The following is a 14,093-nucleotide window of genomic DNA, read 5'->3' as shown; positions in this document are numbered from 1 at the left end:
CGCCCGGCTGAGCACGCGGTGAGCGCCCGGTGAGCGGCCCGGTGAGCGCCCGCGTCCGGGCGCGGGCCCGGACGCGGGAGGCCGTACGGCGCGAGTGGCTGCCGCTGTACCGGGACGTCCACGACGCGCTGGCCGCGCGCAAGGCGGCGGCCCTGCCCCTCACCCTCGCCTGCCTGTGTCTGACCCTCGCCTTCCAGCTGTGGCAGGACACCGGCGCCGGGGCGCACGCCCTGGTGCACCGGCTCGGCGGGATCTCGGCGGGGCTGCCCTGGTGGGAGGCGCTGGCCCGCACCCCGCTCTCGCTGTTCGTCCCGGCCGCCGACCTGCCGCTGTGGGGCGCGCTGGTACAGGTGCTCTTCCTCTTCGCCGTCGCGGAGACCACCGTGGGGCCCGCGCGCACGCTCGCCGTCGCCTACCTCGGCACGCTCGCCGGAACGTGGTACGCACGACTGGGCACCGCGCTCGGGCCCGGCTTCCCCGTCCTGGGGCTGCCCGCCGACACCGCCGGCATCCACGACACCGGCCCCTCGGCCGCCGTCGTGGCGCTGGCCGCGTATGTGGCCTGGTGCTACCGCGCCTGGCTCACCTGTGTACTGGTGGTATTGGCGATGGCCGCCGAGTACGTGCTGATGCCGAACCTCGCCGCGCGCGAACACCTGGCCGCCGTCGGCGTGGTGCTGGCGCTGTGCGCGCTGCGGGTGCTGCGCCCTCCCCGCAGGCTGCGGCCAGGGCCCGGGTAGCCTGCGTCCTCGTGAACAGCTCCCCGCCCGACGCCGAGCGCGCCTCGCTCGCCGACGGCGTGCGGTTCGCCTTCGGCACGCTGACGCTGCTGCCCGTACGGGTCGCCCGCTGGGACCGTCCCGCCGCGCGGCGCGGAATGGAGTGCGCGCCGCTGGCCGGGCTCGTGGTGGGGCTCGCCGCCTCGGCCGTCGGCGCCCTGCTGCTGGTGTGCGGGGTCTCCGCACTGCTCGCCGGGGTCGCGACGGTGGCGGTGCCCGCCGTACTCACCCGGGGCCTGCACCTGGACGGGCTCGCCGATGTCGCCGACGGGCTGGGCAGCGGCAAGCCCGCCGAAGAGGCCCTGCGGATCATGAAACGATCCGACATCGGCCCGTTCGGCGTCGTCACCCTCGTGCTGGTGCTGCTGGGGCAGGCCGCGGCGCTCGCCTCGCTCTACGACCGGGGCTGGGCCGTGGGCGCCGCGGGTGGCGCGGTGGCCGCGCTCGTCTCCCGCACAGCACTGACCCTCGCCTCGCGGGAGGGGGTGCCGGCCGCCCGGAGCGGAGGGCTGGGCGCCGCCGTCGCCGGAACGGTGCCCCGTTCCGGCGCGCTCCTGGTGGCGGGCGCCGTCGTTGTCCTCGCCGCCGCGAGCGGGCTTCCGGGACCGGGCGCGGCACTTGGGGCCGGGGCCGCCGCCGTGCTGGGGCTGGGGGCTGCCGAACTGCTGCTGCGGCACTGTGTCCGCCGGTTCGGCGGGGTGACCGGCGATGTCTTCGGCGCGCTCGCCGAGACCGCGGCGACGGCCGCACTCGTCGCCCTGACCGTTCTGTGACCGTTTGTTGCCGGCCGCGTTGTCCGCCGCGACGGCGGGACACGGAACGGAGGTGACGGGCGGCGCCGAACCCGCACCCGCCAACCACGCGATGGGTACCGTCAGTTGGGCACCGCCCGGGCCACACAGTCCCGCAGCCCTGCCTCCGCGGCGGACGGAAAGAAGGACGCGACGCCCACCGATAGAGCGGGCAGAGGCGGGCATACGATGCCGGAAGCGTCCGAAGCCGTTGGCGTATGCCCTTCGGCCACTTCAAGGAAGAAGGTCACTCCCACCGTGTCAGCACTGACTCTCAGCACCTCGTCCGCGGCGACACTGCGCGCGGACGCTGTCGTCGTCGGTATCGCCAAGGTCCCGTCCTCGGACAAGGCCGCCAAGGCCACCGTCGTGGTCGCCCCGGGCGGCGAGGCCGTGGACAAGGCGTTCGGCGGCAAGCTCGCCACGACGCTGGAGACCCTCGGGGCCGGCGGCGGCGAGGGGGAGGTCACCAAGCTCCCGGCACCGGCCGATGGCCTGAAATCCCCCGTCGTCGTGGCCGTCGGCCTCGGCGAGGCGCCGGACAAGAAGGGCACGTACGAGCCCGAGACGCTGCGCCGGGCCGCCGGTGCCGCGGCCCGCGCGCTGGCCGGGACGAAGAAGGCCGCCTTCGCGCTGCCCGCCGAGGACGCCCGGTCCGTCGCCGCCGTCGCCGAGGGCGCGCTGCTGGGCGCGTACTCCTTCACCTCCTACCGGGGCAAGGAGGACAAGGCGCAGAAAACGCAGAAGGCGAAGGGCGCGGGCAAGGACTCCTCGGCGCCGCTGGCCGAGGTCGCCCTCGTCGGCGCGAAGCCGCGCGACAAGGCGCACAAGGCCGCCGTCGACCGCGCGCTCGTGCTCGCCGAAGAGGTGCACCGCGCCCGCGACCTGATCAACACCCCCGCCAACGACCTGCACCCCAAGTCCTTCGCGGCGCACACCCGCACCGCCGCCAAGGAGCACGGCCTCACCGTAGAGGTGCTGGACGAGAAGGCGCTGGTCAAGGGCGGCTACGGCGGCATCCTCGGGGTCGGCGGCGGCTCCGCGCAGCCGCCGCGGCTGGTCCGCATCGGCTACACCCACCCGAAGGCCAAGAAGTCCGTGGCGCTGGTGGGCAAGGGCATCACCTACGACTCGGGCGGCATCTCCCTCAAGCCCGCGGGCCACAACGAGACGATGAAGTGCGACATGAGCGGCGCCGCCGCCGTCTTCTCCGCCGTCGTCGCCGCGGCCCGCCTGGGCCTGAAGGCCAACGTCACCGGCTGGCTGGCGCTGGCCGAGAACATGCCCTCGGGCTCGGCCACCCGCCCCGGCGACGTGCTGACGATGTACAGCGGCAAGACCGTCGAGGTGCTCAACACCGACGCCGAGGGCCGGCTGGTGCTGGCGGACGCGCTGACCCGCGCCTGCGAGGAGAAGCCGGACGCCATCGTGGACGTGGCGACCCTCACCGGCGCGATGGTGCTCGCGCTGGGCCACCGCACCTTCGGGATCATGGCCAACGACGACACCTTCCGTACCGCTGTGCACGAGACGGCCGGGGAAGCCGGCGAGGCCGCCTGGCCGATGCCGCTGCTCCCCCACCTGCGCAAGAGCATGGACTCGACGATCGCCGACATCGCCAACATGGGCGAGCGCATGGGCGGCGGCCTGGTCGCCGGGCTGTTCCTGAAGGAGTTCGTCCCCGAGGGCACGGCCTGGGCGCACCTGGACATCGCGGGTCCGGCCTTCAACGAGTCGGCGCCGTTCGGCTACACACCCAAGGGCGGCACCGGCTCCGCCGTGCGTACCCTGGTGCGGCTCGTGGAGCGCACTGCCGACGGCGAGACCGTGTGACGCCCGGCTGACGGAGCGTACGCACACCCGGCCGCGCGATCGACCGCGGTCACAACCGGCAGGTCCACGGCCCCGTTCGCCCTCGGCGATCGGGGCCGTGGACCGGGGGCCCTACTTTCAGGTAGTGGGGCCCCGCGTCCCGGTTTCCCTCAACAAGTGCGAAGATGGTTTCCCGGCAGGACAGGGCCCCGCGCGGCTTGGCAGCAGCCGATCCGCAGACCAGGGCCGAGCAGACAAAGCAGCGGCCGAACCTCAAGCCGCCCGGTCACAGGAGACCGGTTACGGCGTACCCATGCATGGAGGACGTGACGTGGCGAACGACGCCAGCACCGTTTTCGACCTAGTGATCCTCGGAGGCGGTAGCGGTGGCTATGCCGCTGCCTTTCGCGCCGCTCAGCTCGGTCTGGATGTCGCCCTCATCGAGAAGGACAAGGTAGGCGGCACCTGCCTGCACCGGGGCTGCATCCCGACCAAGGCCCTGCTGCACGCCGGCGAGATCGCCGACCAGTCGCGGGAGAGCGCCGAGTTCGGTGTCAAGAGCTCCTTCGAGGGCATCGACATGGCCGGTGTGCACAAGTACAAGGACGGCGTGATCTCCGGGCTCTACAAGGGCCTCCAGGGACTCGTCTCCTCCCGCAAGGTGACGTACGTGGAGGGCACCGGGCGCCTGTCGTCGCCGACCTCCGTCGACGTCAACGGGCAGCGCTACGAGGGCCGGCACATCCTGCTGGCGACCGGCTCGGTGCCCAAGTCCCTGCCGGGTCTGACCATCGACCACGAGCGCGTCATCAGCTCCGACGACGCGCTGGTCATGGACCGGGTCCCGAAGAACGCGATCATCCTGGGCGGCGGCGTCATCGGCGTCGAGTTCGCCTCCGTGTGGAAGTCCTTCGGCACGGACGTCACCGTGATCGAGGGCCTCAAGCACCTGGTGCCGGTCGAGGACGAGAACAGCTCCAAGCTCCTGGAGCGGGCCTTCCGCAAGCGGGGCATAAAGTTCAACCTCGGTACCTTCTTCGACAAGGCCGAGTACACAGCGGACGGCGTCAAGGTCACCCTGGCCGACGGCAAGGAGTTCGAGGCCGAGGTGCTGCTGGTCGCCATCGGCCGCGGCCCCGTCTCGGAGGGCCTGGGCTACGAGGAGGCCGGGGTCGCCATGGACCGCGGCTTCGTCACCGTCGACGAGTACTGCCGCACCAGCGTGCCGACGATCTCGGCGGTCGGTGACCTCATCCCGACCCTCCAGCTCGCGCACGTCGGCTTCGCCGAGGGCATCCTCGTCGCCGAGCGGCTCGCCGGCCTGAACCCGGTGCCGGTGGACTACGCCGGGGTGCCGCGGGTGACCTACTGCAACCCCGAGGTGGCCTCCGTGGGCCTCACCGAGGAGCAGGCCAAGGAGCGGTACGGCACGGACAAGATCGTCACGCTCAAGTACAACCTCGCGGGCAACGGCCGGAGCAAGATCTTGAAGACCACGGGCGAGGTCAAGCTCGTCCAGGTCCGCGACGGTGCCGTGGTCGGCGTCCACATGGTCGGTGACCGTATGGGTGAGCAGGTCGGCGAGGCCCAGCTCATCTACAACTGGGAGGCGCTGCCCGCCGAGGTGGCCCAGCTCATCCACGCCCACCCGACGCAGACGGAGGCACTCGGCGAGGCGCATCTCGCGCTGGCCGGGAAGCCGCTGCACTCCCACGACTGATCACCGAGTCCGTCAGGGCGCGACCCATCCGCACAGCTTTTAAGGAGCACCAGAAACCATGGCGGTTTCCGTAACCCTGCCGGCGCTCGGCGAGAGCGTCACCGAGGGCACCGTCACCCGCTGGCTGAAGGCCGAGGGTGAGCACATCGAGGCCGACGAGCCGCTGCTCGAGGTCTCCACCGACAAGGTCGACACCGAGATCCCCGCCCCCGCTTCCGGGACGCTGGCCTCCATCAAGGTGGCCGAGGACGAGACGGTGGAGGTCGGCGCCGAGCTGGCCGTCATCGACGACGGCTCCGGCGCCCCCGCGGCGGCTGCCCCGGCCGCCGAGCCCGCGCAGGAGGCTCCGGCCGCCGAGCCGCAGGCCGCCCCGGAGCCGCAGGCCCAGCCCGAGCCCGCGGCTGCCCCGGCGCCCGCCGCCGGTTCGGCCGAGGGCACCGATGTGGTCCTGCCCGCGCTGGGCGAGTCCGTCACCGAGGGCACCGTCACCCGCTGGCTGAAGCAGGTCGGCGAGGAGGTGGCCGAGGACGAGCCGCTGCTGGAGGTGTCCACCGACAAGGTCGACACCGAGATCCCGGCTCCGGCCGCCGGCACGCTGCTGGAGATCGTGGTCGGCGAGGACGAGACGGCCGAGGTCGGCGCGAAGCTGGCCGTCATCGGCGCGGCCGGTGCCGCACCGGCGCAGGCCGAGGCCCCCGCCCAGCCCGCCCCGGCCCCGGCCCCGCAGCAGGCAGCGCCCGCGCAGGAGCAGCCCGCTCCCGCGCAGCCCGCCGCGCCGCAGACGCCGCCGGAGCCCACCCCGGCACAGCCGGCGCCCGCCCAGCCGGCCGCTCCCGCGCAGCCCGCTCCGGCGGCCACCGCACCCGCCGCTCCCGCCGCCCCGGCCCCGGCCACGGCGCCCGAGAGCGACGGCGCCTACGTCACCCCGCTGGTGCGCAAGCTGGCGGCCGAGCAGGGTGTGAACCTCTCCTCGGTGCGCGGCACCGGTGTCGGCGGCCGTATCCGCAAGCAGGACGTCATCGCGGCGGCCGAGTCCGCCAAGCAGGCCCCCGCGGCGGCCCCGGCCGTCTCCTCGGCACCGAAGTCGCCGAAGCTGGAGCCGTCGCCGCTGCGCGGTCAGACGGTCAAGATGCCGCGGATCCGCAAGCTCATCGCGGACAACATGATGAAGGCGCTGCACAACCAGGCGCAGCTGTCCACCGTGGTCGAGGTGGACGTCACCCGCGTGATGAAGCTGCGGGCCCGCGCCAAGGACGGCTTCGCGGCGCGCGAGGGCGTCAAGCTCTCCCCGATGCCGTTCTTCGTGCAGGCGGCGGCGGAGGCGCTCAAGGCGCACCCGTCGGTCAACGCGCGGCTGAACGACGACGGCACCATCACGTACCACGACGTGGAGAACGTCGGTATCGCGGTGGACTCGGAAAAGGGCCTGATGGTCCCGGTCATCAAGGAGGCCGGGAACCTCAACCTGGCGGGCATCGCCCGCAAGACCGCCGAGCTGGCCCAGAAGGTCCGCGAGGGCGGCCTGGGCCCGGACGACATGTCCGGCGGCACGTTCACGATCAGCAACACCGGGTCGCGGGGCGCGCTCTTCGACACGATCATCGTGAACTACCCGCAGGTGGCCGAGCTGGGCATCGGTGCGACGGTGCGCCGTCCGATGGTCATCAACCACCCGGACCTGGGTGAGACCATCGCGATCCGCGACATGGTCTACCTGACGCTGTCCTACGACCACCAGCTGGTCGACGGCGCCGACGCCGCGCGCTACCTGGCGGACGTCAAGGCCCGCCTGGAGGCCGGCGAGTTCGAGGGCGAGCTGGGCCTGTAGCCCCGCCGCTCCGCCGCACGCGACGGTGCCCCCGCTCTTTCGAGGGCGGGGGCACCGTCGCGTGCGGGGCCGGGCGATCCGGCCTCCGGGGCGCCCGCGCGTCCGGGGCGCGTCAGCACGTGGGGCGGTAGGGGACATCGTGGAGGGTGGCGTGCCATTGGGCGCGGGTGAGGCCGCCGGCGGCGCGGGCGCAGACCCGGGAGACGACGCGTTCGGGAGCGACGGTGTAGCGGCGTACGCCGGTACGGGCGCCCGCCACGCGCAGGGTGCCGCCGTCGGGCGAGAAGGCGAGCGCGGCGACCTTGTCCCGGCCGGTGGGCAGGGGGCCGCCGAGCGGCTGGTGGGCGGTGGTGTCCCACAGGCGTACCGTGCCGTCTCCCCCGCCGACCGCGAGCGTGCGCCCGTCCGGTGAGAAGGCCAGGGCCGCGACGGGCTCGGGCCGTCCGGCGCCGTCGCCCGTTCCACCGTTCTCGCGGTCGGTCCCGGCAAGCAGGCCGAGACTGCGGCGGGCCCGCCCGTCCCACAGCGTGACCCGGCCCGAGTCGTCACCGGCCGCCAGGAGACGGCCGTCGGGGCTGAAGACCACGGAGTTGGTCTGGTCCTGGGTGAGGGCCCGCCGGGCGACCTTGCCGGTGGCGGGCGAGAAGCGCTGGCCGTGGTTGGTGACCACCAGCCCGCCTCCGGGACGTACGGCCAGCGCCTCGCCGCCCGCCCGCCGCAGGACGCGCGTACGGCGGTGGCTGCGGAGGTCCCACATCTCCACCCGCTCCTTGTCGGGGGTGCGGGAGACCAGCAGGGAGCGGCCGTCGGGGGTGAAGGCCAGGCCGTTGAGGTCGTTGCTCAGGGCCCGCTCGTGCCGGGGCGGTCGGAGGCGGAACCGGTCGCTCACACGCCGCCGGGTGTCCCACAGCCCGATCCGGTCCGTCACCCCGCCATCGGGCGTCCACTCGCTGGTGCCGTAGGCGAGGGCGGCGCCCTTGCCGCGGAAGGCCATCACGGGGGTGCTGCAAGCCGCGTCGCTCCCGGTGCCGCCCTCGTCGAGTGCCTCCGTGTCGCGGTGACAGGGCAGGTCGGGCAGGCGCGCGCGGAGGGCGCCCGTGTGGCCGTCGCGAAGCTGGAAGCGGGCGTGCGGCGGCCTCAGCCGCGCCGTGAGGAGGTGGCGGCTGTCGGGGCTGAAGAGCGCGTGGCCGACGGCTTCGTCGTCCCAGTGCGTACGGTGCGTCCCCGCGAGGGAGAGGGTGCGTACGGACTGGCCCGTCATCCCGCTCAGATAGCGGACGACGCCCTGCTCGGTGTCCACACTCAGCCCGCTCACGTACTCGCTGACCAGCGGATAGCTCAGGACGGGGCGGCGGGAGACGCCGGGGCGCCACACGAGTATCCGCTCGGAGTCGGTGGCGACCAGCAGCTTCCCGTCGTCGCTGAGCCGCGCTTCGGTCAAACGGCGCTGGGAGGCGAGCGCGCGGGAGCGGCCCGTGGCCAGGTCCCAGGAGCGGATGCCGCTGCTGTCCAGGCCGACCAGGCTGCGGTCGCCGGGGGTGAAGGTGACCAGCTGGGAGCGGCACACGGCGCGGCGGGCGCGCGCGCTCCAGCCGTCGAGCGGCAGCTCCTTGTCGCCGCCCGCACGGGTGCGGTCCAGGTGCCACAGCTCCAGGGGATCGCCGTCGGGGCACACGGCCACGCGGTTCCCGTCGCGGCTGACGGCGGTGGTGGCCGACTGCTCGTCCTCCACCTCGCGCTCGAAGACCTTGCGGCGGCGGTGCACGTCCCACAGCTGGGCGCTCATCCGCTCGCTGAGGGGGGCCAGATCCTCGCTGACCTGGAGGAGCTTCCCGTCGGGGCTGAAGCCCTCGGGGGTGCCCTTGACGCCGTGCAGCGGGTGGGGGGCGCCGCCGTCGGTGGGGCGGACGGTGACGGTGGACTCCTCGTCCGAGGTGGCCAGGGTGTCGCCGTCCGAGGAGAGGACCGCCTCGATGGCCGTCCCCGGGTCGGGCTCCTCGCGGGGGCCCTCGGTGCTGTGGAGCCTGCGGTGCCCGGCGACGTCCCAGCGGTTGAGCCTGCCGCCCCCGGCGCTGACGAGGGTGCGCCCGTCGGCGCTGAGGAGGCGCTCGGTCCCGGCGCCGGCGCCGCTGGGCAGGGTGAGGGCTTCCTCCTCCGGCTGGGAGAGCGCGCCGAGCAGCGCGGAGCGCGTCTCGGGGGTGTCGGCGAGGCGCCAGGCGGCGACGCTGAGCCGCATCGCGTGCACCGGGTCGGACATGCGCATGCTGTCGGCGACGGCCGCGATCCTGCGGGCCTCGGCCTCGGTGTGCTGGCGGGTGTTGGTGCGGGTCTGCTGCCAGGCGATGACGCCGGCGAGCAGGGCGAGGGTCATCAGCATGCACACCGCGACGGCGCCGCCGCCTCTGCGTCGCCTCTCGCGGAGCCTGGCGCCCTGGCTCGCGGCGAGGAAGTCCCGCTCCAGGAGCGTGAGCCCGGGGTCGTAGACGTCCCGCGGCCTGCCGGAACGTTCGAGTCCGGCCGGTCCGCGGACGAACTGCTCGGTGGCCTCCGCGAGCCTGCTGCCCCGGTAGAGCGCCCCGGGGTCGCGCTCCAGCTCCTCCCAGCCGTGCGCGGCCTCGGTGAGCCTGCGGTGGGCGCGCAGCCGTTCGCGGTCCGCCTCGATCCAGCCGCGCAGCCGGGGCCAGGAGGTGATGAGGGCCTCGTGCGCGAGGTCGACGGTGTCGTTGTCGAGGGTCAGCAGCCGGGCGGCGGCGAGGCGTTCGAGGACGTGCCCGGTGTCGCCGTCCGCCTGGGCCGGCTCCAGCTCGGCGCGGGCCGCGGGGCGGCGGGTGTCCTGCGCGCCTTCGCCCGGCGCGATGAGCCGCAGCAGGATGCGCCTCGCGAGGACGGCCTGGTGGGAGGAGAGCTGGGTGTAGACGTCCTCGGCGGTCTGGGCGACGGCGCCGTGCACGCCGCCCGCCGCCTCGTACGCCTCCAGCGTCAGCGCGCGGCTTTTGCGGCGGCGCCAGGTCTCCAGCAGCGCGTGCGAGAGCAGCGGCAGCGCGCCGGGCTCGCCCTCCGCCTCGCGCAGGAGGCGGGCGGTCAGCGCGCGTTCGACGATCAGCCCCTGCGCGGCGGCGGGCCGTACGACGGCGGCGCGCAGCTCTGCCGGACTCATGGGCCCGACGAGCAGACCGGCGTCGCGCAGCGCGGCGGTCAGGCCCCGGTGTTCGGCGCAGCGCCCGTAGAAGTCGGCGCGTACGGCGATCACGACGCGCAGCCGCGAGGAGGGGTCGCGGGCCCTCAGCAGCAGGTCGAGGAAGCAGGCGCGCTCGGCGGGGTCGTGGCAGAGGGTGAAGACCTCCTCGAACTGGTCGACGAGCACCCAGGTCTCACCGCCCCCGTCGCCCTCCCCCGCGCTGTCGGTGCCCCCCGCGCTGCCGTCGTCGCCTGCGCTGTCGTCCTCGCCTGCGCTGCCGGTGTCCCCCGCGCTGCCGGTGTCGCTCTCCGCCGGGGCGCAGGCCGTCGCGTGGGTGCGTGCCGGGTGCTCGCCGGGGGTGAGGATGCGCACCGCGGCCGGGCGCGGGCCGCCGGACTCGTCGCCGGCGCGCAGCCGGGGTATGAGCCCGGCGCGCAGCAGCGAGGACTTACCGCTGCCCGAGGGCCCGAAGACGGCGGCGAACCGCTTGTCGCCCACCAGCTCCAGCAGCTCGGCGGTCAGGTCGTCGCGGCCGAAGAAGCGCTGGTGGTCGCCCGGTTCGAAGCGGGCGAGGCCCCGGTAGGGCGGATCCTGGGTGCCCGGCTCCTCCTCGTCGTCCCGTACGCGCGCCCGCTCCTCGGTCTCCTCCACGCAGGCGGCCCGCCAACGGCGCTCCCACTCGCCCGCGTCGCCGTCGCACGCGGTGACGTAGGCGAGCGTGACGGCCAACGACGGCAGCCGGTCGCCGGCCGCGGCCTGGGAGAGGGTGGTGACGGAGAACTCGCAGCGGTCCGCGAGCTGCCGGTAGGTGGGCCCGCCCGCCTCCTCGCGCAGCTTGCGCAACTCGTACGCGAACCGCTGCACCGGCCCCCCGGCAGGATCGACCGGTCGTTCCTTGCGCCCCACGCCTACCCCCTGTCCCCCGGGCCACGCTACGGGATTGTTCGCCCTGGTGAAACGGGGGTGCCGAACAACTGATCGTGGCCTGGAATCACTTGGGCAAGGCGACGGGGAACCCGTCGTGGAACGGCGATGCGAGGGGCCGACGATGACCGACGAGGGGGAAACAACGCCCACCGGGCCGGGGGGCCCGGAGGCGACCAGCCCGGACCCGGACCCGAGTTCGGGCGGCACGGGTGCGGGCGGCACGGGGGCCGCGGCGGAGCCCGGAGAGCCGGAAACGGGGAAGGCCGCGGACGCCGCAGCGGCGGAAGCGGAAGCCGCACCCATGGGTCGGGGGACCACCGGGCCGGCGGCCCCGGACACAAGCGGCACCGCCGCGGAGGCGGAGGCGGAGGCGCGGAGCGCTGGTGCGGGGAAGGCGGAGCAGGACACAGGAGGCTCCGCCCCCGACGCGGGGGCGGACGCGGTTGCCGGGGGCGCCCCCGCGTCGGCGGGGAACACCCCCGCCGACGCGGCCGAGAAGCCCAAACCGGGCCCCGGGGGTCCGCGCGGGGCGGATACCGGCCCGGAAACCCCGGCCCCGGCGAAGCCGGCCGCCGTCGAGACGGGCACCGGCGCGGGCAAGGAAGCCAAGACTCCAGGTACGAGCGACGCCGCTCGCCCGGGACCCGAGGAGCCCGCAGCCGAAACGGGCGCCGGCCACGCCACAGACACGGAGGCGAAGGACACAGGGGGTGTTCGCCCCGCCGTGGACGCGGACGACGACGCCGAGGCGGGTACCGGCTCCGACGTGGGCAAGGCGGCAGGCCACTCCGTGGGCACCGGGCGCGGGCGGCCGGGAGCCGGCGTCCGGGCCAAGGCTTCGCGGGCGGCTTCCGCGCGAGCGGGGGCCGCGCGAGCGGTGGGGGTGCGGCGGATGGTGTGGGGCGGGGCGTTGGCCCTTGTCGCCACCGCGGGGATGCTCGCCGTCACCCTTCCGATGAACGCCTCCGGGGACTCGGACGAGGCGCGGACCGCCGGCCGGGGCTCCGCGCTTCCGGGGAGCGTCCAGGGCGAGGGGCCGCCGGCGAAGGTGCAGGACGCTCCCGCGGCGAGCGGGAGCGGCCGGGGCCGGCAGCCGCTGACCGGCGACGAGCGCACCCGAGCGTGGAAGATCGCCCTGTCCGGGGGCCAGGGTCTGCGCGGCGCCGGTGAGGATGTGACCGGCAAGGCGGGGGCGCCGCAGCATGTGGCGACCGATCTGGCCGAGGACGAGGGGTCGGGTGGCGCCCGCACCGCCGAGGTCTATTTCTACGACTACGCCGACGACGCGCTGATCCACAAGAGCGTCGATCTGACCGCGTCGAAGGTCGCGCACTCCGAGAAGTCGCACGGCGCCCAGCCCCCGCCCGCCTGGGCGGAGGCCCACGAGGCGGCGGAGCTGCTGGTCAAGGATCCGCTGGGGGCCGGGCTGCGGGCCGACTACCGCGGGGAGACCGGCAAGGACCTCAAGAGCGCGGACCAACTGGGCACGCAGGGCCTGGGCTACGTGCCGCGCGAGGCGCGCGGCGACGCGCTCGCGAAGTGCGGGAAGCAGCGCTGTGTGCGGCTGTTCACACGGGTCGCGGGGGGCGGTCCGTGGATCGACACCCAGCGCTTCGTCATCAATCTCAGCGACCGGACCGTCCACCGGCTGACCGCCCGGTGACCGGCCAAGCGAACGGGAGAACGACCTTTATGCACAGCGGAAACAGACTCCGCCGCCCGGTGCTGGCGGCCTCCGTCCTGCTCGTCCTGCCCGCCGTCCCCGCGCTCGCCCCGGCGGCGCAGGCCGCGCAGACCGCGCCCGAGCGCGCGCGCACGGCACCGGCGGCAGCCGCCCAGGCGGCCAAGTGCGGTTCGGGCTCCGCCGTCGAGCAGAAGATGCGCGGTGGCGGCGTATGGCGGATGTGCTGGCACACGGACAGCACATCCGGGCTGGTGCTGGAGGACATCTCCTTCCAGCCCCGGCACGAGGCCAAGCCGATCACGATCCTCAAGAGCGCGAAGCTCGGCCAGATCCATGTGCCGTACGACAACGCGGCGGCGGAGTACAACGATGTGACCGACATGCAGCTCGGGGAGAGCGCGGAGGCGCTGCGGCCCAAGGACTGTCCGGGCGGGGTCCTGATGAAGATCCCCGGGGTGGACCCGGACACCGGCGAGACCAAGCAGGTCAACGGCTTGTGCGTCACCACCCAGGAGCGGGGCTTCGCCTTCCACGGCAACAGCGGGGACATCGGCGAGGAGCCCGGTAAGAAGGACGCCGAGCAGGGCCAGGACCTGGTCCTCTACACCGTCAACTCGGCGGGCTACTACCACTACATCAACCAGTGGAACTTCTCCGACGACGGCACCATCACCCCCAAGGCCGGCGCCACGGGCAACCTCTCGCCCAGTGACTACGACGCCTCGGACAAGCAGGGCTGGCCGGTGGGCAAGGGCAGCAAGGACCGGGCCACCAGCCACCACCACAACATCTTCTGGCGGCTCAACTTCAAGCCGGACGGCTCCTCGGACGCCAAGGTCGAGCAGTTCGACACCAAGTACGCGGGCAAGGGCCAGGAGGGCATTCCCACTTACCGCACCACCCGCAAGCGCCTCGCCAAGGAGACGGCGGGCAACACCGGTGCGAACGGGTCACGTTGGTGGCGGGTGGTGAGCGCCAAGGGCAAGAACGCGGACGGGCACCGGCGTTCCTGGGAGATCGTGCACCGCAACCAGGCGAAGTACACGGCGCGCGCCTTCACCAAGTACGACGTCTACTTCACGCGCTACAAGAAGTTCGAGCAGTACGCGAGCGACAACGCGCGCTTCGGCAGCCACCGTGCCGACGACGTCGGCAAGTTCACCAACGGTGAGGCGCTCAAGCACCCGGTCACCTGGGTCAACGTGGGCTTCCACCACATCGCGCGGGACGAGGACCAGACGCCGATGCCGGTGCACTGGCAGGGCTTCTCGGTCGCGCCCCGGGATGTGACGAGCATGAGCCCGCTGACGCCCGACCGGCTGCGCAAGCCGAAGTACAACGGGGAGCCGGAGGAGGCCGACGACTGAGCCGCCG

Annotated in this window: 8 protein-coding genes; 7 read left to right on the top strand and 1 reads right to left on the bottom strand. The window is 73.9% G+C overall.

Features of this window, described 5'->3' with window-relative positions; translation table 11 throughout:
- The first annotated feature begins 41 nt into the window (after positions 1-41).
- From OHB04_RS30570 to sucB, 5 genes are all read left to right on the top strand, one after another.
- Entirely contained in the window at positions 42-740 is a 699-nt protein-coding gene (locus OHB04_RS30570; RefSeq protein ID WP_326690860.1) for a hypothetical protein, read from the top strand.
- Between the two features lie 11 nt (positions 741-751).
- Positions 752-1,552: an adenosylcobinamide-GDP ribazoletransferase gene (locus tag OHB04_RS30565; RefSeq protein WP_326690859.1), complete on the top strand. Its 801-nt coding sequence runs from the start codon at positions 752-754 to the stop codon at positions 1,550-1,552.
- A gap of 276 nt (positions 1,553-1,828) precedes the next feature.
- On the top strand, positions 1,829-3,403 hold the full coding sequence (locus OHB04_RS30560) for a leucyl aminopeptidase (RefSeq protein WP_326690858.1): 1,575 nt from the start codon (positions 1,829-1,831) through the stop codon (positions 3,401-3,403).
- Between the two features lie 310 nt (positions 3,404-3,713).
- Entirely contained in the window at positions 3,714-5,102 is a 1,389-nt protein-coding gene (gene lpdA, locus OHB04_RS30555; protein WP_326690857.1) for a dihydrolipoyl dehydrogenase, read from the top strand.
- Positions 5,103-5,160: 58 nt separating this feature from the next.
- Positions 5,161-6,930, top strand: coding sequence for a 2-oxoglutarate dehydrogenase, E2 component, dihydrolipoamide succinyltransferase (sucB, locus tag OHB04_RS30550; RefSeq protein WP_326690856.1), 1,770 nt, complete (start codon positions 5,161-5,163; stop codon positions 6,928-6,930).
- A 112-nt stretch (positions 6,931-7,042) separates the two neighbouring features.
- Here sucB and OHB04_RS30545 read toward each other — a convergent pair whose 3' ends face one another.
- Positions 7,043-11,014 carry an nSTAND1 domain-containing NTPase gene (locus OHB04_RS30545; protein ID WP_326808726.1) on the bottom strand — a complete coding sequence of 1,324 codons (3,972 nt, stop codon included), beginning with the start codon at positions 11,012-11,014 and terminating at the stop codon, positions 7,043-7,045.
- 142 nt (positions 11,015-11,156) lie between these two features.
- On the opposite strand from OHB04_RS30545, the gene OHB04_RS30540 reads away from it, so the two are divergent.
- On the top strand, positions 11,157-12,698 hold the full coding sequence (locus tag OHB04_RS30540; protein ID WP_326808725.1) for a hypothetical protein: 1,542 nt from the start codon (positions 11,157-11,159) through the stop codon (positions 12,696-12,698).
- A gap of 29 nt (positions 12,699-12,727) precedes the next feature.
- Positions 12,728-14,086 (top strand): copper amine oxidase, encoded by a 1,359-nt coding sequence (locus OHB04_RS30535; RefSeq protein WP_326808724.1) that lies wholly within the window; start codon positions 12,728-12,730, stop codon positions 14,084-14,086.
- Positions 14,087-14,093 lie beyond the last annotated feature (7 nt).

This window comes from Streptomyces sp. NBC_01775, assembly GCF_035917675.1.
GTDB lineage: Bacteria > Actinomycetota > Actinomycetes > Streptomycetales > Streptomycetaceae > Streptomyces.
Note: the sequence above shows the minus strand (reverse complement) of the source record. Positions and strands in the feature narration are given on the sequence as shown.